The 24,143-nt window shown below is 66.5% G+C and carries 20 protein-coding genes; 3 read left to right on the top strand and 17 right to left on the bottom strand.

All coding sequences use genetic code 11. The features are described from left to right. Position 1: 1 nt before the first annotated feature. From H7F38_RS08110 to H7F38_RS08090, 5 genes are all read right to left on the bottom strand, one after another. The gene (locus tag H7F38_RS08110; RefSeq protein ID WP_222618533.1) at positions 2-1,090 is read right to left on the bottom strand and encodes a Gfo/Idh/MocA family protein; all 1,089 of its coding nucleotides are present in this window, start codon (positions 1,088-1,090) and stop codon (positions 2-4) included. Then, positions 1,075-1,773, bottom strand: a complete 699-nt coding sequence (locus H7F38_RS08105) for a ThuA domain-containing protein (protein WP_187093639.1) — start codon at positions 1,771-1,773, stop codon at positions 1,075-1,077. Before H7F38_RS08105 ends, H7F38_RS08110 begins: the two co-directional genes overlap by 16 nt. Positions 1,774-1,786: 13 nt before the next feature. Further along, entirely contained in the window at positions 1,787-2,674 is an 888-nt protein-coding gene (locus H7F38_RS08100) for a carbohydrate ABC transporter permease (protein WP_187093638.1), read from the bottom strand. Between the two features lies 1 nt (position 2,675). Continuing rightward, positions 2,676-3,521 (bottom strand): carbohydrate ABC transporter permease, encoded by an 846-nt coding sequence (locus tag H7F38_RS08095; RefSeq protein WP_187094553.1) that lies wholly within the window; start codon positions 3,519-3,521, stop codon positions 2,676-2,678. A gap of 89 nt (positions 3,522-3,610) precedes the next feature. Then, complete coding sequence (locus tag H7F38_RS08090; protein WP_187093637.1) at positions 3,611-4,984, bottom strand: extracellular solute-binding protein; 1,374 nt, start codon at positions 4,982-4,984, stop codon at positions 3,611-3,613. Between the two features lie 288 nt (positions 4,985-5,272). Between H7F38_RS08090 and H7F38_RS08085 the strand changes: the two genes are divergently transcribed. The 3 genes from H7F38_RS08085 to rpiA all read left to right on the top strand — a co-directional run bounded on the left by H7F38_RS08085 (position 5,273) and on the right by rpiA (position 9,641). Continuing rightward, positions 5,273-7,678: a beta-glucosidase gene (locus H7F38_RS08085; RefSeq protein WP_187093636.1), complete on the top strand. Its 2,406-nt coding sequence runs from the start codon at positions 5,273-5,275 to the stop codon at positions 7,676-7,678. An 18-nt stretch (positions 7,679-7,696) separates the two neighbouring features. Continuing rightward, positions 7,697-8,746, top strand: a complete 1,050-nt coding sequence (locus tag H7F38_RS08080) for a LacI family DNA-binding transcriptional regulator (RefSeq protein ID WP_222618531.1) — start codon at positions 7,697-7,699, stop codon at positions 8,744-8,746. Positions 8,747-9,065: 319 nt separating this feature from the next. Further along, the gene (gene rpiA, locus H7F38_RS08075) at positions 9,066-9,641 is read left to right on the top strand and encodes a ribose 5-phosphate isomerase A (protein ID WP_370531305.1); all 576 of its coding nucleotides are present in this window, start codon (positions 9,066-9,068) and stop codon (positions 9,639-9,641) included. 81 nt (positions 9,642-9,722) lie between these two features. Here rpiA and H7F38_RS08070 read toward each other — a convergent pair whose 3' ends face one another. The 12 genes from H7F38_RS08070 to H7F38_RS08015 form a co-directional block, all read right to left on the bottom strand. Continuing rightward, entirely contained in the window at positions 9,723-10,496 is a 774-nt protein-coding gene (locus tag H7F38_RS08070) for an alpha/beta fold hydrolase (RefSeq protein ID WP_222618530.1), read from the bottom strand. Between the two features lie 70 nt (positions 10,497-10,566). Further along, on the bottom strand, positions 10,567-10,962 hold the full coding sequence (locus tag H7F38_RS08065) for a transposase (protein ID WP_187093634.1): 396 nt from the start codon (positions 10,960-10,962) through the stop codon (positions 10,567-10,569). 28 nt (positions 10,963-10,990) lie between these two features. Beyond that, positions 10,991-12,151, bottom strand: a complete 1,161-nt coding sequence (locus H7F38_RS08060) for an ISAs1 family transposase (RefSeq protein ID WP_222618137.1) — start codon at positions 12,149-12,151, stop codon at positions 10,991-10,993. A gap of 51 nt (positions 12,152-12,202) precedes the next feature. Further along, positions 12,203-13,342 (bottom strand): IS66 family transposase, encoded by a 1,140-nt coding sequence (locus H7F38_RS08055; RefSeq protein ID WP_187093633.1) that lies wholly within the window; start codon positions 13,340-13,342, stop codon positions 12,203-12,205. Between the two features lie 150 nt (positions 13,343-13,492). After that, on the bottom strand, positions 13,493-16,477 hold the full coding sequence (locus H7F38_RS08050) for a methylaspartate ammonia-lyase (protein WP_187093632.1): 2,985 nt from the start codon (positions 16,475-16,477) through the stop codon (positions 13,493-13,495). 16 nt (positions 16,478-16,493) lie between these two features. Then, complete coding sequence (locus tag H7F38_RS08045; protein WP_187093631.1) at positions 16,494-17,315, bottom strand: M55 family metallopeptidase; 822 nt, start codon at positions 17,313-17,315, stop codon at positions 16,494-16,496. Beyond that, positions 17,312-18,259, bottom strand: a complete 948-nt coding sequence (locus H7F38_RS08040; protein ID WP_187093630.1) for a N(4)-(beta-N-acetylglucosaminyl)-L-asparaginase — start codon at positions 18,257-18,259, stop codon at positions 17,312-17,314. Before H7F38_RS08040 ends, H7F38_RS08045 begins: the two co-directional genes overlap by 4 nt. Beyond that, positions 18,256-19,470 (bottom strand): ABC transporter ATP-binding protein, encoded by a 1,215-nt coding sequence (locus tag H7F38_RS08035; RefSeq protein WP_222618529.1) that lies wholly within the window; start codon positions 19,468-19,470, stop codon positions 18,256-18,258. Before H7F38_RS08035 ends, H7F38_RS08040 begins: the two co-directional genes overlap by 4 nt. After that, complete coding sequence (locus H7F38_RS08030) at positions 19,467-20,513, bottom strand: ABC transporter ATP-binding protein (RefSeq protein WP_222618528.1); 1,047 nt, start codon at positions 20,511-20,513, stop codon at positions 19,467-19,469. The genes H7F38_RS08035 and H7F38_RS08030 overlap by 4 nt, the downstream gene beginning before the upstream one ends. Next, positions 20,510-21,367: an ABC transporter permease gene (locus H7F38_RS08025; protein ID WP_187093629.1), complete on the bottom strand. Its 858-nt coding sequence runs from the start codon at positions 21,365-21,367 to the stop codon at positions 20,510-20,512. The genes H7F38_RS08030 and H7F38_RS08025 overlap by 4 nt, the downstream gene beginning before the upstream one ends. Continuing rightward, the gene (locus tag H7F38_RS08020) at positions 21,364-22,305 is read right to left on the bottom strand and encodes an ABC transporter permease (RefSeq protein ID WP_187093628.1); all 942 of its coding nucleotides are present in this window, start codon (positions 22,303-22,305) and stop codon (positions 21,364-21,366) included. Before H7F38_RS08020 ends, H7F38_RS08025 begins: the two co-directional genes overlap by 4 nt. Positions 22,306-22,345: 40 nt before the next feature. After that, the gene (locus H7F38_RS08015; protein WP_187093627.1) at positions 22,346-24,100 is read right to left on the bottom strand and encodes an ABC transporter substrate-binding protein; all 1,755 of its coding nucleotides are present in this window, start codon (positions 24,098-24,100) and stop codon (positions 22,346-22,348) included. Between the last annotated feature and the right edge of the window lie 43 nt (positions 24,101-24,143).

The following is a 24,143-nucleotide window of genomic DNA, read 5'->3' as shown; positions in this document are numbered from 1 at the left end:
GTCAGGACATACCCTGCAGCGGAACCGCAGTCGGACGATCGACGGTACTGCCCACCGGGTTGGCCCGTCCCGTCTGCGCCGAGCGCAGCAGACTCTCCATGACGTCCAGCACGTGGTAGGCGAGGGCACCGCCCGCTCTGGGCGAACCTCCGTCCGGCGTGGAGGCCAGATCGGCGATGCCGATCCCCCGGCTCGCATCCAGATACCCGGCCGACACCGGAACGGTGGTCCAGCTCGTGCTGCCCAGCGTCCGGATCTGCACATCGCCCTCGAAATGATTGGGGTCGGGGACGATGAGAGAGCCCGATTCGCCGTGGATCTCGATGTTCGCCGAGCGGGTGGCCACCGCATCGAAGCTCATCACGACGGTCGAGAGCGCACCGCCGGCGTGGGTCAGCACACCCGTGATGTGGGTATCGGTGTCGACCGGTACGACTTCACCCCGACGCGGACCGGAGCCGATGGTCCGGGTGGCTCGCGTCCGGCTCGACGCTCCCACCACGTGGGTGACCGGACCGAGCAGCGTGACGAGCGCACTGAGGTAGTAGGGGCCCATGTCCAGCAGTGGCCCCCCGCCGGGCTGGTAGTAGAAATCCGGGTGGGGATGCCATCGTTCGTGCCCGGGGGTGACCATGGTGGCGGTCGCGGCGATGGGACGGCCGATCAGGTCGTCGTCGATGACCTTGCGGGCGGTCTGGATCCCGGTACCCAGGACGGTGTCCGGAGCGCAGCCGATCATCACGCCCGCCGCGGACGCAGCTCCGAGGATCTCCCTGCCCTGCAGGGTGTTCAGCGCGAGGGGCTTCTCCCCGTAGACGCTCTTGCCCGCGCTGATCGCCTGGAGTGCGATGTCGGCGTGGGCGGCAGGGATGGTCAGGTTCAGCACCAGGTCGATGTCGTCGGCAGCCAGCAGCTCACCCACGCTGCATGCCCGGACGCCGATCCGTCGGTCTGCGACACCGGCCCCCAGCTCGGGGTTCAGGTCCGCGACGGCGACCAGGGCGACCGATCCGAGCCGGTCGAGCGTCCCGAGGTACTGGGCGCTGATGGTGCCGAGGCCGACGATGCCGACTTTCAGCGGCTCGCCCACAGCAGTCCTCTTTCGATGATCGCCTTCACGTTGGAATTCTGCAGGATGTCGACACGGTGGCCGGCGGTGGTGACGAAGATCCGGCCCTGACCCCATTGCCTGGTCCAGATCGCCGGCGACACCACCGGTCTGGTCCATGGGTCCCACGCACGAACCTGTTGGGTGGTCGTGGCCAGGACGTCGACGTAGGAGTCGCACAGCACCCAGTACTGCTCCGTCACCAGCGGGAAGTCAGGAATGCCGATGGTGATCGGATGGGCCGAGGCCGCCGCCGACATGGTGACCGTGTACGGCACGTAGTTGTCCGACTGCTCACCCGTCCGCTCGTCCGGATGTCGACCCGGATGGCAGGCGAACTGCCCGCCGATCAGGTGGAGGTAGTCCGAACTGTTCCGGTAGGAGTCCGCGATACCGCCGTGCCACCCGGCCAGACCGGTACCGGCCTCGACGGCGGCGCGCAGACCGGCAAGCTCGGCCGGCTCGATGGTGGACATCGTCATGCACTGCATGATCAGGTCGACCCCGGCCAGGTAGTCCGCGTCGGCGTAGATCTTCGGCGAATCCTCGATCCGGACGTCGTACCCGGACGCACGTAGATACGGGATGAACAGATCGGTGGCCTCCACCGGTTGGTGGCCGTCCCAGCCACCACGAACCACCAGGGCATTCTTGCTGACGGACACGCTCTTCCCCTCGCTATTTGCTGAAGCCGGCGGTCAGGCCGCTCAGCAGCTGTCGCCGTCCGATGGCATAGAGCACCAGGATGGGCAGGGTGGTCAGCACGACCGAGGCCAGGATGGCCGGGACGTTGACGCCGTACTGACCCTGGAACGTCCACAAGCCCAGTGGCAGCGTACGTTTACTCGGGCTCTGGGTGAGGATCAACGGGAGCAGAAAGCCGTTCCAGACCCCGAGACCGTTGTAGATGGCCACCGTCACCAACGCCGGCCGGGTCAGCGGCAGGGCCAGCCGGTACAGCGTGGTCCATTCGCTGGCACCATCGACCCGCATGGATTCGAAGAGCTCCTTCGGGACGTCCCGGATGAAATTCGACAGGACCAGCACCGAGAGCGGGATCGAGAAGGCGATGGACGGCAGGATGATCGCCAGCAGGCTGTCGTACAGCTTCAGCTTGATGATGATCAGATAGACCGGAATGATGGTGGCCTGCAACGGTATCGCCAGACCCATCAGGAACAGCCAGTTGATCGACCGCAGGAACCGGCTGTTTCCCCTCACGATCGCGAAGGCGGCCATGAACGAGACCAGCAGGGTGGGAAGGATCGTGCCCAGCGTGACGATCACGCTGTTGACGAAGTAGGTCGCGAAATCCGACCTGATCACCAGGGTGTAGTTGGACAGGGTCGGAGACGTCGGCAGTGCCAACGGGTTCGTCGCATAGTAATTCGCCTGCGTCTTCAGGCTGGTGACCACGATCCAGTAGATCGGCAGGATCACGACGACCAGCCAGATCCAGCCCGCGGTTCCACCGAGCCAGTTTCGCCCGTGCCTGCGTTGATTCCGGCGGATCCTGGAAGGGACCTCCCGCTCGCGGTCGACGGAGGTGGTCAGAGTGGCGGCCATCTCAGACACCGTCCAGTTGACTCACGGCCGCCGTACCGCCGCCGATCCGGCGCAGCAGCAGCGCCAGGGCCAGACCGACGAGGACGAGGATCACCGCAATGGCACTGGCCGGGCCCATCAGGTTGGCCTGGAAGCCGGTCGAGTACATGTCCAGCGCGAGAACACGGGTGGCGTCACCGGGGCCCCCGGCGGTCAACACGAAGATCAGGTCGAAGAACGTCAGCGAGCCGACCACCATCAATGTGGACGAGGTGATGATCGTGTACTTCAGCTGCGGCAGCGTGATGCTCCAGAACTGTCGTATCCGTCCTGCTCCCTCGATCTCGGACGACTCGTACATCGACCGTGGGATCTGTCGCACCGCGCCCTGGTAGATCAGCGAATGGAAGGGGATGAACTGCCACGACACGACGAAGATGATGACACCGACGGCCAATTTGTCGACGCCGAGCCAGTCCTGGGTGAGGAATCCGATGTGCAGTCCCGCGCCCAGGCCGAAGTTGGGATCGAGCAGCGCTTTGAAGGTGATGGCGATCGCAGCGGAACTCAGCAGGACGGGGATGAAGAACATCACCGCCAGCACCGCCCGATAACGTTCACGGCCGGCCAGGAACACACCGATGAGAATGCTCGCGGGGGTTTGGACGGCCCAGGACAGCACCATGATCAGGAAGGTCACGAACAGGGCGTGCGGAAGGCCGGGATCGGACAGCACGGTACGCCAGCTGTCCAGGCCGTCAGGGTGGATCGCTCCGATCCCGTCCCACTGCGTGAAGCTCAGACCCAGGACACCGACCAACGGGACGAGACCGAAAGCGGCGAAGACGACCAGGGCCGGAATGGCCATCCACGCGACCGAACCGGTGCTGCCCGTCCGGCGCCGACCCCGTCGACGTTCCGGGGTGACCTCGCGCGGAGCCGACCGCGCGAGCGTGCTCACGTGCCGATGACCTTGTTCAGGTTGTCGGCGAACTGCTGCGGCGAGACCGACAACTGGAAGAGCTTGGCAATGTTGTCCAGCAGCGTCTCGGCCGCGGTCGGGCTGAGCGCCTGGTCCCAGGATTGGGCGAAGGTCTTGGCGCCGCTGGAGACTCCGTAGATGAATTTGAGCCACTCGGCGTCCTTGGATCCGCTGAGCAGTTTGTCGGTCCCGTTCACGATCGGTATCGAACCGGATGCGACCCATTCCTTGTTCTCGGCGTCGGACAGCACGGCGGTCGAGAAGAAGTTCTTGGCGATGGTCTTCTGCTCGTCGGTGGCCTTCGACGAGATCGACAGGTACTGACCGGGGTTGCCGACCGTATCGGTCGGGTCACCCTTGCCGCCGTCCACCGGCGGGAAGTTCATGTATCCGAGGTGACCACCCGAGACGAAATCGCCGCCGTCGGTGGCCATGCTCCCGTAGGTCCACGAACCGTGCAGCATCATGGCGGCCTTGCCCGTGTAGAGCAGCGCCTGGTCGGCGTTGGAATCGGCGGTGATCGACGAGAAGCCCTTGATGAAGCCGTTGGCCTTGACCAGCGTCTGCATCTGGGTGAGGGCCTTGATCGCCAATGGATTGGACCAGGCGTTCTTCTCGCCGGCGAAGACCGCCTGGAAGACCTCCCCGCCGCCGATGCGGTCGAACAGGAACTCCAGCCACATCATGTTGGTCCAGCGCGATTGGCCTCCGAGCGAGAACGGCGCAATTCCCTTGGCGTTGAACTTGGGCACCAGATCCATGATGTCGCCCCAGGACTGCGGCGGCTTGGCACCGATCTTGTCGAACAGCGTCTTGTTGTAGTAGAGAACGATTGGCTGGACGGTCTCGCAGGGCAGCGCATAGATCTTGCCGCCGACGGTGGCTGCGCCGAACGAGGAGGGGAAGAGCCTGCTCTTGACGGCCGGATTGGCGGCGAACCAACTGGTGAGGTCTTCCACCTGGTTCGCGTCCACGTAGCTCTTCAGGCCGCCACCACCCCAGCCCCAGATGACGGTCGGCGCCTGGCCGGCACCGATGGCGGTCTTGATCTTCGTCTTGTAGGCGTCGTTCTGGAAGGTGGTCGACTGGATCTGCGTGCCGGGATTGGCGGCGTTGAATCGCTTGACCGTGTTGGTGCGGATCCCTTCGCCGGGTTGGCCGGTCAGGAACCAGTAGCTCGCGCTCCCGGTGGCGCCGGCCGCAGCCGAGCCGCCGGCGGCAGCGGATCCACTGGTACCGGCGGCCGTGGACGGGCCCGAGGTTCCGCCGCAGGCCGTCAGGAGCCCTCCGGCGCCCGCAGCCATCGCGAGCCCGAGGAAACTGCGGCGGGACGTGGTGTTCGAATCCATGGGTGATCTCCCTGCTCGGACGGGGGCCAAGGCCTCGCCGCGGCGGTCTGCGTTGATCGCAAAGGGAACACTAGATTTCGGGGAACGCGGTGTCAAGAGATTCTGTTTTCGGAGAATGCTGTCGGCGCGGCCGGTCGTCGTAACGGTTTCATCGCTGACCAGATGGCATTTGGTGTCGGGCCGGGCAGAACGGACGTTTCGAAAGTTTTCGAGAGCCGCTATGGTTGACCGCCGGATGTTTCGACTGTTTCGACGCTGAACGAGCCGGCCAACCGACGAGGAGAGCTGATGACAACCCTGTCCATCCCGGGCCGCGAGCAGTTGACGCCGACGTGGCGGGATTCGACGCTGTCCACGGCCCGCCGCGTCGAGGAGCTCCTCCGCGCGATGACCCTCGAGGAGAAGGTCGCCCAGCTGGGCAGTCGGTGGGCGGGCAACGACATGTTGCCCCCGGATGCCGCGGATCCTGGAACCACCTTCAACGTGGCCCCCCTGCAGGACGTGTTCGCCGCGTCCGGCTCGGTGGCCCTCGAGGATGCGAGCGCCCACGGCCTCGGTCACCTCACCCGTGTCTTCGGCAGCGTGCCGGTCACGCTTGCCGAAGGAGCCGCCGAGGTCGTCCGCCAGCAGCGGGTGGTGCTCGCCGGTTCGCGTCTGGGCATTCCGGCACTCGTCCACGAGGAGTGCCTGACCGGGTTCACCACCTTCGGGGCGACCGTCTACCCGGCGGCCATCGCCTGGGGGGCGACCTTCGACGCCGACCTGGTGCAGCGGATGGCCGCCGCGATCGGTCAGGATCTGGCGGCAGCCGGTGTGCACCAGGGGCTCTCGCCTGTGCTGGATGTCGTCCGCGACTACCGCTGGGGGCGTGTCGAGGAGACGATGGGCGAAGACCCCTATCTGGTGTCCATGCTCGGCTCCGCCTACGTACGGGGCCTGGAGAGTGCCGGCGTGATCGCCACCCTGAAACACTTCGCCGGGTACTCGGCATCGCGCGCCGGCCGCAACCACGGCCCGGTCTCGATGGGCCGGCGTGAACTGCTCGACGTCGTCCTGCCGCCGTTCGAGATGGCGGTGTCGCTGGGCGGGGCCCGTTCGGTGATGAACTCCTACTCCGACGTCGACGGGGTCCCGGCCGGCGCAGATCCGTGGTTGCTCACCGATGTGCTGCGCGGCGAATGGGGCTTCACCGGGACCGTCGTCTCGGACTACTGGGCGGTCCCGTTCCTGGCGACGATGCACCACCTGGCCGCGAACGCCGAGGACGCCGGTGTGCTGGCCCTGCAGGCGGGCATGGATGTCGAACTGCCCGACACCCTCGGCTTCGGAACCCATCTGGTCGAGCGGGTGCGCCGCGGAGAGGTTCCGGAAGCGCTCGTCGACCGGGCCGCCGGACGGCTGCTGGGCCAGAAGATCGAATTGGGTCTGCTCGACGAGGGGTGGACCCCGGAGGCCTCGGTCTCCGGTGCCGCCGATCGGGACCTCGACTCACCGTCGAACCGGGCGATCGCGCGCGAACTGGCCGAGCGATCGGTCATCCTCCTCGACCCCGGAACGGCCCTGCCCCTGCTGGGCCGGAACCGACCCGTCCTGCACCGTGTCGCGGTCGTCGGTCCGTGCGCGGACGATCCGCGAACCTTCATGGGCTGCTATGCCTTTCCCAATCACGTTCTTCCCCGCTACCCCGAACGGGGGCTGGGCGTCCAGGTGCTGTCGGCGGTGCAGGCCCTGCGGGCCGAACTCCCCGACGCGGAGGTCACCTACGCCAACGGGTGCGCGGTCCAGGGCGACGACCGGTCCGGGTTCTCCGACGCCGCGTCGGCCGCGGGCGCGGCCGACGTCTGCGTCGCGTTCGTCGGCGATCTGGCCGGGCTGTTCGGTCTCGGTACCTCCGGCGAGGGGTGCGACGCCGAAGACCTGCAACTGCCCGGGGTGCAGGCGGATCTGATCGCGGCACTGATCGCGACCGGAACGCCCGTCGTGGTGGTCGTCGTGTCCGGACGGCCGTACGCGCTGGGTGGGATCCACGCCGGGGCGGCGGGACTGATCCAGGCGTTCATGCCCGGCGAGGAGGGCGGCGCAGCGATCGCGGGCGTCCTTTCCGGCCGGATCCAGCCGGGTGGGCGGCTTCCCGTGCAGATCCCGCGCATCCCCGGCGGGCAACCCGGTACCTATCTCCAACCCCCGCTGGGCGTGGAGCACTTCGGCACCAGCAACCTGGATCCCACGCCGTTGTTCGCCTTCGGGCACGGCCGGTCGTACACGACCTTCGAGGTGGAGGAGCTGAGGATCAGCCACACCGAGATCCCGACGGACGGAGCGCTGACGGTCATGGTCCGGGTCAGGAACACCGGTTCCAGGAACGGGGACGAGGTCGTCCAGCTCTACCTGCACGACGCCGTGGCACAGGTCGCGAGGCCGGTCCGGCAACTGGTCGGATTCGCCCGCGCAGCCGCCCCGGCCGGAGGGGCTGCCGAGGTGACGTTCCACGTCCACGCCGATCGCACGGCGTTCACGGGCCGCGACCTCACGCGGGTGGTGGAGCCCGGTATCGTCGACGTGCTGGTCGGTTTGTCCGCATCGGACATTCGGTGCCGTGGCCGGTTCAGCCTGACCGGGCCGCTGCGGACGGTCGGCCACGATCGCGTCATGGTCACCCCGGTGGACGTCCGTCCTGTCGTCGTGCCGGCTTAGGCGAAGGGAAGCGCGACAGTGGCCGGGTCCCCGGAGAAGCAGGCGCGGCCGACCCTGGCGACCGTCGCCGCCTCCGCCGGAGTGTCCGTCGCCACCGTCAGCAAGGTACTCAACGGCCGACGGGATGTGGCGGCCGCAACCCGCATCATCGTCCAGGAAGTGTTGCAGCAGCACGACTACGTCCGTTCCAGCCCGCCCCGCACCGAAACCGCCGGCCACCCGACCGTCGAGGTCGAGGTCGACGGAGCGCTCCGCGCCTATTCGTCCGAGGTGGTCCAGGGGGTCATCGACGCCGGCGCACACGCGGGGGTGTCGATCGTCGTCAGCACCCGCGTCGGCGACGCCGGCAACCGACCCGGGGAGCGACCGGCGGTCTGGGCGCGCGCTCTGGCCACGTCCGGTCGTCGGGGCGTCGTCGCCGTCACGAGCGAGTTGACCGCAGAGCACCTCAACGCGTTGAGCCGCGCCAAGATCGCGCTCGTCGTCGTCGACCCGATGAACATGCCGCGGGCCAGGGTGACGAGTGTCGGGTCGACGAATTTCGCCGGCGGACTGACTGCGACACAACACCTGCTGGGTCTGGGACACCGCCGGATCTGCTACATCGGGGACAAGGAGACGGCCGCCTGCAACCAGGCCAGGGTCCACGGCTACCGGGCCGCGATGGAGGGCGCCGGCGCGCCCATCCTGCCCGGTTACGTCGCGAGCGGCCTCTTCGACTACGACACCGGGGTGGCCATGGGCGCCGCGATGCTGGACCTCCCGCAGCGGCCGACCGCCATCTTCGCGGGTTGCGACGAGATCGCGCTGGGCGTCATCGAGGCGGCCAGGATCCGGGGATTGAGCGTGCCGCGGGACCTCAGCGTGGTGGGATTCGACGACACCCAACTGGCCAGGATGGCCTCGCCGCCGCTGACGACGGTTCGTCAACCGCTCCGGGAGATCGGTGGGGTCGCGCTGCGCACGGTGCTGCGCCTGGCGGCCGGCGAGACCGTCGAGTCCCACCACGTCGAACTGGCCACCGGCCTGATCGTCCGGGGCTCGACCGCAAAGCTCACCCAGGACTGAGCGGGCCCCGGGTTGGCGTGGATCAACTTCCCACGCATGGACGAAAGTGACGACTCCTGTCACTCCAGTCCCAAACAGGCGAAGTTGATCCATGCGGGGCTCGGAAACGACCGCCGGTGCGACCCCGCTACTCTCTCCCCGAGCCGCAATCCGACCGCACTCGATCACCACGGGAGAGCCCAGCGATGACCACCGGATCCGCCCACCAGTCCGATCCGGGCCAGTCCGATCCGGGCCAGTCCGATCCGAGCCAGTCCGATCGCTGGGCCCGGAGAAGAACCTCGCCGCCGCGGCATCGGCCCGACTGGTCGAGGACGGGATGGTGGTCGGGTTGGGCACCGGGTCGACGGTCGCCTTCCTGTTGCCGGCGCTGGCCGCGCGCGGGCTGACGTTGCGGTGCGTGGCCACCTCGAAGCGAACCGAGGCGGCAGCCCGGAGCCTGGGATTGCGCGTCGAGCCGTTCGGCGCCATCGAACACTTCGACATCGCCATCGACGGTGCCGACCAGATCACTCCGGACGGATGGCTGATCAAGGGCGGCGGAGCGGCGCACACCCGCGAGAAGATCGTCGCGGCCACCTCCGACCGGTTCGTCATCATCGCCGATTCCTCGAAACCCGTTGTTGCACTGCACGCTCCGGTCCCGGTCGAGCTGCTCGAGTTCGGCCTGGCCTCCACCATGCGACGCCTGGCTCCGATTCGCCTGCGCGATGTCCCCCGGAGTCCTGACGGTGGCGTGATCGCCGACTACCACGGGTCACTCGACGACATCGAGGCCGCCGCCGGACTTCTCAGCCGCACCGCAGGACTTGTCGAACACGGTCTCTTCCCGCCCGCGCTGGTCTCGGACATCATCGTCGCGACCGGCGATCAGGTGCATCACCGGTCCCTCTGATCCCCGCCCCCTCGTCGATCGGTGAGGAAAAACGGGCAAATCACCCACAAAATGCCCATAGATCACCGCTCGATGCGCGCGCTACTTCATCACCCGGCCCAGGAACTCGCGCATCGTCTGCTGGAAGAGGTCGGCCTCCTCGTACTGGGGTGAGTGCCCGGACTTCTCGAACACCACCAACTCCGCGTGCGGGATCAGCCGTGCGATGGTCTCCGAGGAGGAAACCGGCGTCACCCAGTCGGCCCGGCCCACCGTGACCAGGGTCGGGCAGGTGATGGTCCCGAGCCGGGGCTTGAGGTCATAGATCGGCACGTTGTGCTGAAAACACCAGTTGTGCGACTCGTGACGGTAGATGCCGGCATCGACCCTGGCGGCAGACGCCACCGGGTCGTACTCGAAGTCGTAGAGCGGAATCAGTTCCGCCCAGCAGGCTTTGAGATCGGCGTCATCGCGGATGTTCCCGCTCCAGTAGCGGTCGAAATTCTCCCAGTTCAGCTCCACCCTGGTCTGCGAACGGGCATTGTCCTTCGCGATATCGAGATTCGTCCGGTCCGCAGAGGTGTCACGGAGGATCATCGCCCGCACCCGCTCGGGAAAGGCGATCGCATATTCCATCGCGATGAATCCGCCGTAGGAGCCGCCGGCCACTACGATCTGCTCCACTCCCGCCCATTCCCGCAACGCGTCGACGTCCGCCGCCCACTGCGCATGGGAATACGGCGGGACCGCCTCGCTGAGCCCGCACCCGCGAGCGTCGAAGACGATCACCCGGAACAGATCCGCCAGCGGACCGAACGTTGCTCTGGGCTCGGACAGCGCGCCGATCCCCCCGCCACCGTGGTGCGCGATCAGCACGGGCGCTCCTTCTGCGCCCAGCACCTCGACGTTCAGACTGGCCCCGTTGATGTTGAGAAACAGTAACTGGTCAGGTGTGGGCGGGTAGCCAGGGGTTCCTGCTGGTCAGCTGGGTGAGGGCGGCCAGGGCTGGTACGCCGTGTTTTGCGGTCGTTTGTAGGTAGGAGCGGAGGTCCGCGAAGTGTCCGGCTCCTTTTTCGGTGCGCATGGTGCCCGATATTTTCTGTCGGATCTTGGTCATGCGGATCTCTTGTTCGGCGGGGTTGTTGGTGAACGGGATCGCCGGGTCGGAGGCGAATTTGAGGTAGTCGACTTCTCTGCGGTGGATGCGGCGGGCCAGTGCTCGGTGTTTGCGGCCGATGGCGCCGTCGGGGTGGGTGGCGGCGAGGAGGGCGTGCCGGATCTTGACGGTTTCGGCGGCGATGACCGCCTGGTCGACGGGGGTGTCGGGGTAGGGCCCCGGCAAAGTCGCAGATCGCTCATGTCGGGCTGTTTTAGCTGGTCAGCACGAGTTTGAGTGGTCGGTGGGGGTCTCGGGCGTGATGTCGGACGGCTTCTGCGATGTTGCGGGCTCCGTCCAGTCGAAGAAGTCCGATGGCCAGGTTTCGTAGTGTGGCCATGACCTGGGGTCCGTTGCCGGTGCGGGCCTGGGACAGGTCTTCACCGAAGGTGACGTCCCGGACCCAGTGCAAACGGTTTTCAATCGACCAGTGTCCTCGGAGCCAGGTGCCCAGCTGCGCGGCGGACGCCTGGGTCGGGTGCAGGTCGGTGACCGCGTAGACGGTCTCGGTATGCCACTTCTTGGATCGGATCGACCGGACTTTTCTGCTCACCTGAATCGCCTGGGCGGCGTGCGGAAACAGAATTCCCGCGGCGATGGTGACGACTTTGAGGGTTCGTTTCTCGATCCGTCCGTGTCCGCGGTCCTTCTGGGTGTCGGTGACGTCGACGTCGTTCCATGGGAGTTGGGCCAGTCGCCGCCGCAGCGTCGGTTGGTTACCTTTCACGGTGAGCAGGTAATGCGCTCCGCGTTGCTCCACGAGATACTTGGCATGGATTTTCTGGCAGTGCATCGCATCGGCGGTGACCAACGCACCGAGCAACTCGATGTTGTCTAAAAGCTCGGCGAACATGGGGATCTCGTTGGTTTTGACATCGACGTCCAACTGCCCCAGGACCAGGCCTGCGGTGTGAGTGAGCGCTGAGAGCAGATGTCGGCACCGGCCGCCGGCCACGGCGGATCCCCGGACCGATTTGCCGTCGACTGCGATCACTTGAAATGTTTTCGACGCGGTGGCGACCACAGCGGCCCAGGTCCCGACGATGACATCCAAACCGTCGGCGTTGATCCTGTTCAGGGTTCGCCGGATCGTCGACTCGCAGGGTCTCTCACTGGATACGCCAAGTTTGGCCAATACTGCTGGTGCGGTGTCGGCGGCCCATTCGGCGATGGCGACGAAGGAGCGGGCACCGGCGATCACCGCGCACGCGGCCACCGCCAAAATGGTGGACAAGCCGTGCCGGCGGCCGCGCGCGCTGCGGGGGTCGGGAACCGATCGCAGGGCTCGGAGCAACGCCGCCGGCGCCGTGGGGATGTCGGGGAACTCATCTTCGTCGAATTGGTCAACGACGGTATACCTGGGTGATGATGACATCGGGCGTGGTCCTTGGCTGTGAGTGAGTGGCCTCAAGAACCTTCATGATCATCACCGTGGGCCACGCCCACCCGCAAACCGCCCCTCCCGGCGTGTCGCAACCCATCGCCGCAGCTCAAGAATTGTCAACCCGACTTTGCCGGGGCCCTGGGTGTCGGGGTGGGCGGCGGCCGCTTTGTGCAGGGTGAGCAGCGCGTCGCGGACTTGCTGCGCCCAGCACCAGGCGCCGGGCAGGTCTGTGTTGCTGGCGTGGTGGTGGTCGGTGACGGCCTGTAGCTCGCGGAGCAGATGCGCATTGCACAGCGCATGCCGCGCGGCGGTGTAGGTGTCATACGGTGCCCACGCGTCGTGGACGGCGGTGCCGGTGAAGCCGGGCAGGATGTTCATCTTGGCCATCGCTTCGGTACCGCGTCTGCGGTGGAAGAACAGTCTGGTGAAGGCCGGGGTGGACGCGGAGTGCAGCCAGTGGTTGCGACCTTCGCAGCGCAGCCCGGTCTCATCAAAGTGCACCACCGGAGAGGATTTCAAGCGGGCGGTGACCTGGGCCAAAAATTCGCCCAGGTCACCGGCGGCGCGACTGGTCACCGCGGCGACGGTGCCATCAGAGACAGGAATGCCGAACAGTTCGCTGATGGCCTGGGCGGTCCGCTTCTTGGACAGGAACTGCCCCATGAACAGATAGATGACGACCGCGCACATCACCGGCCCGTACTGCACGGGTCCGCCCGCCTGGGCGGGTGTGTCGCCGGTCGAGGTCTTCCCGCAGTGGCAGCGGCGGCTGATGATCTGATGTTCGGTGACGTGCACTTTGATCGGCGGGATGTCGAAGACCTGCCGGCGTGAGCAGCCAACCTCGGTCGCATCGGCCAGATCCGATCCGCAGCCAGTGCGCCAGCTCGGTTCGTGGCGGATCACCACATCCGGGTCGGCGACCTGGGCTGAAGTCTGCCCGCGGTGCCCGTCCTGTCCGCCGGGCTTGCGTGTGGACGGCGTGCGCAGCGACCTGGTCTTCGCCTTGCCGGGTCCGTCCGCCGATGGTGGCTTCGAGGAGTTCTGCGAGTTGGTCCGCAACCGTGCTTCCAGGTCCGCGACCCGCACCTTTAATGCCGCATTCTCGGCGCGGAGGATGTTCAGTTCGGTGCGCATTTCGACGATCAGTTCCACCAGTTCGGCGTACGTCGGCTGCGTCATTCCATTATTATCGCATCAGACAACACCATTGTTCGGCGACACGCCGACACGGCTCACCCCACATAGATCGACATTCTCCGGTCTATTCGCCCAATGAATGACAGTCTATTTCACCGCGGTGAGACCTGACCAGTTACGAGAAACATTTGTTCACTCCTTCGAATGGGAATGGGAATGGGAGAGGCTGGAGTCGATCCAGTCCAGGATGATCTGCTCCAGCACGTCCAGCGGTACGGCCCCGTTTCCGAGCACGGCACCGTGGAACGAGCGGACGTCGAATTCGGAGCCGAGCCGCTCCTGCGCCACCGCGCGCAACCGGGTGATCTCCCGCCGACCGATCATGTAGGCCAGGGCCTGCCCCGGCCAGGAGATGTAGCGGTCGATCTCGTTGCGGACATTGGCGGCCGTCGTCGCCGTGTTCTCCCACATGTACTGCACAGCCTGAGCTCTCGACCAACCGAGGTGGTGCATCCCGGTATCGACGACCAGGCGGCAGGCCCGCAGGGCGTCGAACGACAACATGCCGAGACGGGCCAGATCCGAGGTGTAGAGACCCATCTCGTCAGCCAGCCGTTCGCTGTAGAGGCCCCAGCCCTCCACGTACCCACAGACCTCGGCGTCCAGGAAACGGCGGAAGTCCGGCAACTCGGTCAAGGTCTGCGCCGAAGCGATCTGCAGGTGGTGGCCCGGGGTGCTCTCGTGGAATGCCAGAGCCTCGTACTCGTAGACGAATCGATCCTCCGGCCGGTCCGTCAGGACGCAGTGCGCACCGGGACGGGAACCGTCGCCCGATGGCGGACGGTAGTACGCCATCGCAGCATTCCCGGCCTCGATCGGGTTGATCTCCTCGATGACGCAGTCGGCGATGTCGAACGGAGGGAACCATCGATCACGAACGGCTTCGGCCCGCCCGAGGGCATCTGCGACGGTCGTGACGATCTGGGCGCGATGCTCGAATCGCAAGGACGGATCATTGCGCAGGCGAGCGAAGATTTCCGGAAGCACATCGGTACCCAGGACTCTGGCCCCCAGCACCTCCCACTCCCTGCGCAGATCTGCGATGCAGTCCAGTCCGATCTGATGGATGTCCTCGGGCGTCAGGTCGGTGGTCGTGTGTCGGCGGATGGCGGCCCGATAGCCCTGCTCGCCCCCGGGCACGAACCGGATCCCGACCCGGTCGTCGGCGCGCGCCACCGGCAGCATCTCGTTCTCCAGACAGTCCAGCAACCGCCGGAGCGCAGGTCGGACCGCACCCTGGAGGATGTCGCTCGCGCGCTGACGAAAGGCCTCGAAAGCGGCGCCACCGGCACGCAACGGGCCCAGTAGGGTGTCCTGTTCGGCGTCCAGCGCGAGGTGGCCGGTCAATTGGTCGATGGCCTGACCGACACCGACCCTGGTCGGCAGTCGGCCCTCTGCGGCGGCCACCCGATAGCGCGTGGCGATCGCATCCAGGAAGACCGGCAGACCGGCCAACCGGTTCACGTACTGCTCGGCGGCCCTCTCGTCCCCGACCGAGGCGGTGGGGACCGACATGAACATCATCGCCTGCGGTGAGGAGTAGGCGTCGGCCGACGCACTGGTCTCCCAGAGGCAATGTTCCAGATCAGAACGCGCACCCCACGCGAGTCTTGACAGCACCGCGGCATTGATCCGGTCCGCCGCATCCAGGGTGCCGAGATCAATGGCCTCCAGACGTTTCTCGATATCTGCAATCCTGGCGATGAAGGCAGCCGATCCCTCCCGGCTCGGATCGGGGACCAGACCGTCGAAACCGATCACGCCCAGCTGCGTCGCGTTGAACGGATCTCCGGTGTGCTGGACCTGGAAGAACTCCGCACTCAGCCGAGCCAGTTCCGGGTTGGACCTGATCGTCATCTCCGTACCTTCCGCCATCGCCCTGCGCCTGTCGACCACTGCCATCACCCGCGCCATCTCGTTGCCGACGATCATCAGACCCTCGTCGACGCCCATTCCCGGCTTCGCCAGGATCTGGCCCGCCCCGCAGGCCATCGCCACGTGCGCGGTGATCTGCGCGGACCGTTCGGTCTCGGTGCAGGTGCCGCCGCAGTAGGCGACGAGACCGTGCCGACGAACGAGCAGCAGCGCTTCGATGCTCTGGTCGACACCGCCCAGGTCGGGCGTCTTCACGTGGATGACGTCGGCCGCGCGCCGCTGCACGAACAACTCGATGTCCGCCAGGGTGTTGCACCACTCGTCGACCGCTATCCGTACCTGCGAGCCGAGCCGGACCAGCTCCGCCTTCAATCTGACGTAGGTCTCGACCTGCGCGTCCCTGCCTCCCGCGTCGATGGGATGCTCGATGGTGAGCTGGTACGGCGCAGCCAGTCTGCCCAGCCCCGCGAGGTAACGCGCCACCGCGGGAACGCTTCCGCCGAACGCGGCACCGATGGTGCCGTAGGTGTCGAAGTGGAGTTGCGGCTGGTAGTCCGGCGACGGCCTCAGCTCCCCGATCCTGCGTACCAGCCACGTCAGGTATTCCTCGAGCAATTCGCCGGCCGGACCGAGTTTGGTCTTCACGTCGTTGATGAGACCGTGCGGCAACACGTCCACGAGCTTCAGGATCATCCTCTCGGCGTTGAGATACCGATCGTCGCCGGTCTGCGCGAACATCGGTATCGGCGCCAATTCGACGCCGGTTCCGTATTCGGCGCAGATGACCTCGGCCATCGTGAGCCGGTTCCGGTGGGCGACCGCGTCGAGCAGGGCCTGGGTGACGCCGTAGCGGATCGCCGTGTGCAAGGTACCGGTGGGTGTCCGGGTGCGATCGATCGCTCCGGCCATCTCCCGGAACGAGGTCAGTTCCGCTCCGATCAGCAGCGGGGCCAGGTACTCCTCAATGTCCCGCGCTGCCGACACGGACCCGAAGACCGGGTCACGGCCACCTGCTCCGCTGTACTGCGACACGGCGCAGTCCCCGTGGGCGATCGAACCGTCGTCGAGGAACAACAGGACCGAAAGAGCCTCCCCCGCCTGACGAATGGCGCTGAATCCTGGTGTCACCGGTTCTCCGCGGTACCCGAAACCGTCGCGGGCGGCCCCGGCCGTGATGGCGGCCTGGTCGTCGACGAAGAACCCGGCCCGCACCGGCACCGTACGCAGATCGATGATTCTCACGCGGAATCGATCACCGCTACTCGGCGATCTCGCGGGTGAGCAGCACGGTGTTGATGAAGGTGCGGAACAACCGGATCGGGTCGTCGTCCGTGATCGTCGCCGTGGTGTTCCCGCGTCGCTCGACACCGCTGATCCAGGTGGCCATCTCGGCCAGATCCGGATTGCGGTAGGTGATCTCCAGGGTGGCGGGCAGGGTGATGTCCGGTGGCGCGGCCTCGGCCAGCGACCGGATGGCGGCCTCGGCCTTCGAACGAATCTCCTGGCGTGCGGCGGCCGGGTGCAGGCTGTCCGCGGCAAACCGCGAGATCGCCGTCTTGACCACCGCCTGATGGACACCCGGACTGACTTTCGCGGCCTCCTGCGCCGTGATGTCGTCGCCCGTGATCAACACGATCGGCACTCCGTGGCCGAGCGCGACCAGGGCGTTGATCCCGGACTCGCCGACCACCACGCCGTTGAGCTTCACCTCGGCGATCGCCCGGGGGTTGTAGGTGTGCGACAGCGGGGCCGGGCTCGACATCGAGCCATGGTAGGAAACGAAGAAGATCGCGTCGAAAGTGCTGTCCAGACCCTGCATCATGTACAGCGGCTTGTGCCGCCCCGAGAGGTAGCGCGCATTACCGGCCAGGGTGTCCGGTCGGAGATTCTGCATCTTGGAGTGCGAGTCGTTGACCAGGAACTCCTCGGCGCCGGCGGCTTCAGCGCCTTCGATGGCTGCGTTGACCTCGCCCTGCAGGAGCGTCCGGTAGTACTCGTATTCGGGTTCACCGAGCAGGCACTGATTCCAGTCGACCACCCCCGCGGTCCCCTCGAAGTCAGAGGAAATGAAGACCTTCACACCACTCTCCTTGCTCGAAATTCCGGTTCGGCACTGGTCGCGGTCATCAGGGCGTAGACCGACCCGACCTGCCCGGCGGCCCCACCGTGGCGCCCGTCGAAAGTGAGGGCGAGCGTGCGCAACTCGGCGCGAAACTCGTCGGGCAACGTCGCCGCGTCGGTCAGCATGGCCGCGCAGGCGCTTTCCGGATCATCGCCCAGGGCCAGGCGTTCCACCACAGCGCGCGCTCCGATCGCCCGCATGCTCAGTTCTCCGCGGCCGGTGCACGCGGCGCCGCCGTAGCGGAGGTCGCAGTAGTTGCCGGCACCGGCGATGGCCGAATCACCCACCCGCCCGGGGTACTTGTAGGGGTAGCCGCTGGTCGACACCCCGACCACCAACTCTCCGGAGCGGTCCAGTGCGAGAACGTTGATGGTTCCCCATGGCCCGTCGTGCGGAGCGAGCCGGCGGACCAGTTCCAGCGACGCGGCCCGGTAGGCTTCATCGCCGGCGCCGGCGGCGGTGTTCTCCCCTTCGACGGATTCCACGCTGGGACCCAGGGCCTCGCGCCACAGCCGTCGCGCCTCGTCGGTCAACAGATCAGCGGTGGCGAAACCACACTCCTGCGCGAAAAATGCCGCTCCCTCGCCCACCAGAAGTGCGTGCTGGGGCAGCTTCTCGAGCACGGCGCGCGCCACCGAGATCGGGTTCGGGTAGCCCTTCAACGCTGCGACGGCGCCGAAGGCCCTACTCGACCCGATCATGATCGAGGCATCGAGCTCGACCTCGCCGCGCGCATTGGGCAGGCCCCCGGTGCCGACGTAGTGATCCTCGAGGTTGTCCTCGCAGCGGCGCAGAGCCGTCTCGACCGCATCCAGTGCGGATCCGCCGGACAGCAGGATCTCCATCGCGGCGGGCAGCCCGACCTCGCTCCGCTCGCTCCCGATCACCACCGGTTCCGTCATGACTTCACCTCGGCTGCATCGCTTTCGGCACCGTGGTCGCCGTCGAACACGTTGCCCCCATCGAATCCTGCACGCTTGGATCTGCCGCCGCCGGCGGACCGGGTACGGTCTTCGACGTGCCAGCACGCCGCCGACCGGGCGACCTCCGACCGGACGACCGCCAGCCGGTCGGACGAGCCGCGCCCAGCCGTCGGGACCGGTAGCAACTCCGGCTCCTTCGAGCAGGCAGCGATCGCCACCGGGCACCGCGGACGGAAGCGGCAGCCACTGCCCTCGCCCTCGATGACGTGAGCGGCGTAGGGCGATTCGTCGGCGTCCGGCTCACCGTCCACCACCGCAAGAGGGTCCGCGGTGCCGATCGGCATCAAGGACACCGGCGCCAGCATCCGTGGCACCGAGCTCAGCAGCAGCTGGGTGTAGGGATGCCGGGGATCATCGAAGACGTCCGCCGTCGACCCGGTTTCCACGATCTTGCCCCGGTACATCACCGCGATGCGATCGCTGACCTGGCGGATCACCGCCATGTTGTGCGAGACGAACACCATCGACAGCCCGAGAGTCTGCTTCAGATCCAGCAGCAGGTTGATGATGGTCGCCTGCACCGAGACGTCCAGCGCCGACACAGGTTCATCGGCGATCAGGACCGTCGGCTCGAGGGCAAGGGCCCGCGCGATCCCGATCCGCTGGCGTTGTCCGCCACTGAACTGGCGGGGCGTGCGTCCCAGCGCCTCCGGCGGCAGCCCGACGAGGTCCATCAACTCCAGGCACCGGGCGGCGACCCGGTCGCGCGGAACGATCTTGTGGTAGCGCAACAACTCCGCGATCGTCTGCCCGACCGTCATCCGCGGGTTCAGCGAGCTGTACGGATCCTGGAAGACCATCTGGACGGTACGACGCTGGGCCCGGGTCGGCAGACCGTCGATCTTCTGCCCCGCGTAGCGAATCGTGCCGGCGGTCGGTTGGTACAGGCCCATCACGCATCGACTCAGGGTCGACTTCCCACAGCCGGATTCTCCGACCAGGCCGAGGGTCTCGCCGGCGGCCAGGGTCAGATCGACCCCATCCACCGCCTTGACGACGTGCGGTGCGGTCCTGGTCAGGCGATCCGTCCAGGAGCGGCCGGTGGTGAAATGCTGGACCAGTCCTTCCAGCGCGAGGACCTCGCGGCCCGCACCGGCGAGCGGCTCGGTCGCCTCCATCCGGGTGGTCATGCTTTCGCCTCCGACAGGGGTTGCCCGAGTTCGACGTGCTCGGACGTACCGGACCACTGCGGCCAGTGCTCGGCGGTCTCCCACCGCAGGCAGGCCGTCACGTGCGAGTCACCGCGCCGCACCGGAACCAGGGGTGGATCCTGCGTGGTGCACTGCGCAGCGGCATAGGGACAGCGCGGCGCGAACGAACATCCGTCGACCGTCGCGGTCAGGTCCGGCGGCTGCCCCGGGATGGTGGTCAGCCGGTGGACCGGAGCGTCTGGATCCGGGACCGAACGGAGCAGCGCGTAGGTGTACGGGTGGCGCGAATCGTGCAGGATCGTCCGGATGTCTCCGGACTCGACGACCCGTCCCGCGTACATCACGTAGACCCTCGAGCAGGTCTGGCTGACGACGGCGAGGTCGTGGCTGACGAAGACCAGACCGAGTTTCCGCTCGCGCCGCAGCGTCTCGATCACCTCGAGCACCTGCGCCTGGATGGTGACGTCCAAGGCAGTGGTGGGCTCGTCGGCCAGGATCAGACGCGGATCGGTCGACAGCGCGATCGCGATGCAGATGCGCTGACGCATGCCACCGGACAATTCGTGCGGATAGGCGCGGTAACGGCGCTCGGGGTCGGGAATGCCCACCTGCTCCATCAGGTCCACGGCCCGCGAATGCGCTGCAGTACTGGACATCCCGAGTTTCCGGCGCGGGACCTCGGCGATCTGCTCGCCGACCCTCATCACCGGGTTGAGCGCGGTCAGCGAGTCCTGGAACACCATGCTGACCGCGTCGGTGAGCAGTTTCTGCCTCCGTGCGGTGGGCATACCGGTGACGTCGACCCCGTCGAGCAGGATCGATCCGCCGGTCACCCTGGCCGGCTGCGGCAGCAGACCGAGCAGCGCCCGCAGGGTGATGCTCTTGCCCGAGCCTGATTCACCGACGACACCGATCGCCTCGCCGGGATCCACCTGGAGCGAGAGGCCGCGGATCGCCTGCAGATTGCCGTGTGGCAGGGGGATCTCCACGTGCAGGTCGCGGACCTCCATCAACGGCGTCATCGACGACCGAACCTCTCGACGAGACCGTCGGCCACCAGGGCCAGGGCGAATCCGGTGAGCACGACGGCCAATCCGGGAATGGTGGCCAGGTACCACTGGGTCAGCAGGAACTGCTGACCGTCCGAGATCATCGATCCCCAGTCCGGTGTGGGCGGCGGGACACCGAGCCCCAGATACCCGAGCGTGACGATGGCCAGAATGGTCAGCACGATGTCACTCATCGAGTAGATGATGGCCTGCAGCACCACATTCGGCAGCAGGTGCCGGAACAGGATGCGCCAGGTGGGCAGACCGCTGGCGCGGGCCGCCAGTGCGTATTCCTGCTCCTTGGCCACCAGGACCTCGCCGCGGACGATCCGGCAGTACGCCACCCAGCCGACCAGCGTGATGGCGAGGTAGACGCTGCCTGTCCCGGCGCCGAGGGCGAACACGACGGCGATGATGAGCACGAAGAACGGGAATGCGATCACGACGTCGACGATTCTCATGATCAGCATGTCGATCCATCCGCCGAACCACCCCGCCATCAGACCGAGGGCGGTCCCGATGATGAACGGGCTGATCACGGCCAGGACGCCGACCTGGAGATCGACTCGGGCGCCGTAGAGCAATCTGGACAGCACATCTCGCCCGAGGGCGTCGGTGCCCAGCAGGTGTCCCGGAGTTCCCGGGGCGGACCTGGCGTTCACGAGATCCTGCTGGATCGGGTCCCAGTGCGTCAGCAGTGGCGCGAAGACGGCGGCCAGCACGATCAGCAGCAGCAGGCTCAACCCCGCCACCAGAGGAACGTTGCGCTGCCGCCGTCGCTTCTTGCGCCGGCTCACGGTGGTGCCCTTGGCGACGAGGGCCGTCATGCGAGCCGCACCCTCGGGTCGAAAGCGGCGTGCGTCATATCGGTCAGCAGGTTCACCAGGACCACCATCACCGCGAACACCAGGGTGATGCCCTGCACGATCGGGAAATCCCGGTTGAAGATCGCATTGATCATCAGGTATCCAATCCCGTTCAGGGCGAAGACCTTCTCCACCACCAGGGTCGAGCCCACCAGATACGCGACGTTCACGCCCAGCACGGTGATGGAGGAGATGGCTGCGTTGCGGAGGGCGTGACCGAAGACGACGCGGGCGCCGCCGAGTCCTTTCGCCCTTGCCGTGGTGATGTAGTCGCTCTGCAGCACATCGGTCATGCTCGCGCGCAGACTCCGGACTAGGATCGGGACCAGCGCGAGTGCCACGGTCAGGCCGGGTAGCACGATGGACTTCACATGGTTGGCGAAGCCGTCGCCGAAGCCTGACGCCGGAAACGCCCCGGCCTTGAGCGAGAACAGCAGCACCAGCATGATCCCGAGCCAGAACGCCGGCATGCCAAGGCCGATCAGCGGGATCGTCCGGATGGCGTTGTCACTGACACCATTTCGGTGGCTCGCCGCCCAGACAGCCAGCGGCACAGCAATGATCACGGCGAACAGCGCGCCCGTCACGATCAGCCAGATGGTCGGGACCAGATTCTGCAGTACCAGCGACGAGACGCTGCTCTGGTACTGGTAGGACTCGCCGAGGTCACCGTGCAGCAGCTTGCCCAGGAACGTCAGGTACTGCTGCCACAACGGACGGTCGAGTCCCAGTTGCTGGTGGAGCGCAGCCACACCGGCATCGGTGACGTGCGTCCCCAGGAGGGTGACGGCCGGGTCACCGGGCACGATCTTGAGCAGGAGGAACACCAGCAGCGTGATGCCCAACCCGACCGGGATCAGGGTGACCATACGCCGCACCACATACAGGAAATACTTCATCGGTCGGAGCCGCTCGTTCCCACTTCCTCCATCAGATCCACTAGGCGAGGGAGACGACGCCCATGTCGTAGAGCCCGGTGGGCTTCACGAAGAAGTTCTGCACCGACGTGCGCATCGCATACGGGAACGGCTGGTAGAACAACGGCGGCAGGAAGGCGTCCTCGGCCAGCAGGGCCTGCAGTTTGGTGTAGAGAGCCTGTCGCTCCGCGGTGTCGAACGTCTTCTCCGCCTGTGTAGCCAACGACTGGGCCGCCGCACTGTTGTAACTCGTCTCGAAGGAATGCCCACCGCCCGCGGGCAGCACCGCGAACTGCACCAGTTCATCCGGGTCGGCGATGTCCATCGTCCAGTAGGAGTGGCTGATGTCGAAGTTCGAGGCGTTCTGCAGATCGTGGATCGCGCTGGGGTCCTTGGGGCTGATCGCCATGGTGATCCCGAGTTCTTTCAGCGACGCCTGCAGGATCTGGGAGAGTTCCGAGTCGACCGAGTCACCGGAGGCGGCCAGGTAGGTCGTGCTGAAGCCCTTGGGCACCTTGGACAACGCCATCTCGGCCTTGGCCTTGGTCATGTCGTACGTCTGGCCGGGGGTGTTCTTGTCGTAGTAGGGAACCGTTGGCATCAGCAGCGAGTTCGCCGGTGTGCCGTTGCCGAACAGCACCGTCTTGACCAGGGCCTCGCGGTCGATCGCGTACGAGATGGCCCGGCGGACGTGCACGTCGTCGAAAGGCGCCCGCTTCTCGTTCATCAGCAGGTAGTCGGTCCGCGTCGACGGGAACAGCGTGACCGCGGCCCCGGAGACGCCCTTCAGCTGATCGACGGTGGAGAAGGGAGGGTTCTCGTTGATCTGTGCGGTGCTGCCCTGGATCATCACGTTGCGGGTGTTGTCGTCCGGGACCACCTGCCAGGAAACGGAATCCAGGTAGGGCAGGCCAGGGCGCCAGTAGTTGGTGTTCTTCTTCAGGGTCAGCTTGTTGCCCTTGTTCCACGTGTCCCACACGAACGGTCCGGTGCCGATCGGTGACAGGTAGAAGGCCTTCTTCGTGCGACCGCCGTACTTGTTGGGAACGATACTGTTGCTCGGGCAGGCCAGGTCGGCCAGGAGCGGAGCCCACTGGTACTTGGTCTTGATGACCAGGGTGTGAGGGTCGGGGGTGGTGATGTTCGCGATCGCCGAGTTGATGAACTCCCAGCCGCCCTTGGTCGTGCTGGCCTCGTCGAGCGAGAACTTGACGTCGGCGGAAGTCATCGGCGTTCCGTCGCTGAACTTCACGTCGGTGCGCAGCTTGAACGTCCAGGTGAGCTTGTCCGCGGATTGCGTCCAGCTGGTGGCCAACCACGGCTCGACCGTCCGGCCGTCCTTGCTGCCGATGGTCAGCGTCTCCCAGATCTGCACGTAGACCCAGATCGAGGCGTTGCTGAACACCATGGTCTTGTCGAAATCAACCGAGTCCTGCGCCCTGGCGATGATGACGCTGCCACCACTCTTGCCGGCCGGGATGGAGGCCGCGCTGCTGGCCCCGCCGGTGCCGGCGGCACCACTGGCGACCGCGCCGGTACCGGCCGCGCTCGTGCTCCCGACGGCCGGGGCACTGGCAGTGCTGGCAGTGCTGGCCGGGCTGCTCGCGTTGCTGCTGGGCGTACTGGTGTTGTTGGTGCCACAGGCCGCAAGGAAAGCACTGAGTCCGGCCCCACCCAGGCCCAGAGCACCCAGGCGCAACGCTTTTCTGCGGGTGAGCTCGTGGGCGGCCATGGCGGCGGCCCGAGCAGCGGTGGATCCGTTGTCATCAAGGTTCATCAGGGTCTTCTCCTCGAATGGTTCCCAGGACGCTTCAGTAGCA

This window comes from Nakamurella sp. PAMC28650 (genome assembly GCF_014303395.1).
In the GTDB taxonomy this organism is placed as follows: Bacteria; Actinomycetota; Actinomycetes; order Mycobacteriales; family Nakamurellaceae; genus Nakamurella.
Note: the sequence above shows the minus strand (reverse complement) of the source record. Positions and strands in the feature narration are given on the sequence as shown.